General features: G+C 31.0%; 1 protein-coding gene. It reads left to right on the forward strand.

All coding sequences use genetic code 11. The annotated features are described in order from the left end of the window. Positions 1-24 precede the first annotated feature (24 nt). The coding region (locus AMO19_RS03455) for a hypothetical protein (RefSeq protein ID WP_146255926.1) at positions 25-826 on the forward strand (802 nt) is incomplete at its 3' end.

The following is an 826-nucleotide window of genomic DNA, read 5'->3' on the forward strand; positions in this document are numbered from 1 at the left end:
ATTTTCAATAAGATTTGGTTTGGCATGAGTAAAACTATATTATCGATCTTACTTTTATTCTCTACTCAAATTTTCATTTCCCAACCCTCCAAGCCAGCAGAATTAAACTGTAAGTCACCTGTCCATAAAAATAAACCCAAATGCAAAGGTGAGTCTGGTAAATCAAAAAAAGAGGAAACCATTTTAGATCCTGAAACTGGATTAATGGTTATTGAAATGGATAGTGATATTAATTGGTCTTCAACTGTTAATCCAAAAATTCCTTACAACAATATTGTCAAATTAAAATCTAGTTTCGATCAAAGCGTTGAATATGTTGTTTTTGATAGGGATTACAAACTTTTAATTCCAAACGAATATACTGTCTTAACGAAATGGAGTACGGATTATGTTCAAGGAGCTTTTTTTATAAGAACTAATTGTGGAATTTTTGGATGTATTGTTGATAATGTAATTGATAGTGGGAATTTAAGATCTCCTTTAGAGTTGAAATTTAAGAATGAAAATTACACTCTTTACGGAGATGATGGTCAATTTATACTTCCTAACAAATTTGTAGATCAAATAAAAGATACTCAAGACTTTAAAGGCTTATCCCTCAGAATCAATAACAGAGTGATTCCTATCGGAGAAGAAACTGTAGAAAAACTTTCAATACTTTACAAAAAGTCACTTAAAAAATGGGAAGTTCCAAATTTTAAAATATTAGCTAAGGATGTAGAGGAAGATGCCTCAATAAAAGACATTGCCAGTAAGTCTTTACCAAAAGTTGTCACCATAAAATCAAGCAGAGGACAAGGGACAGGATTTTTTATAAACGACGATG

Source organism: Prochlorococcus marinus (assembly GCF_001180245.1).
In the GTDB taxonomy this organism is placed as follows: domain Bacteria; phylum Cyanobacteriota; class Cyanobacteriia; order PCC-6307; family Cyanobiaceae; genus Prochlorococcus_A; species Prochlorococcus_A marinus_F.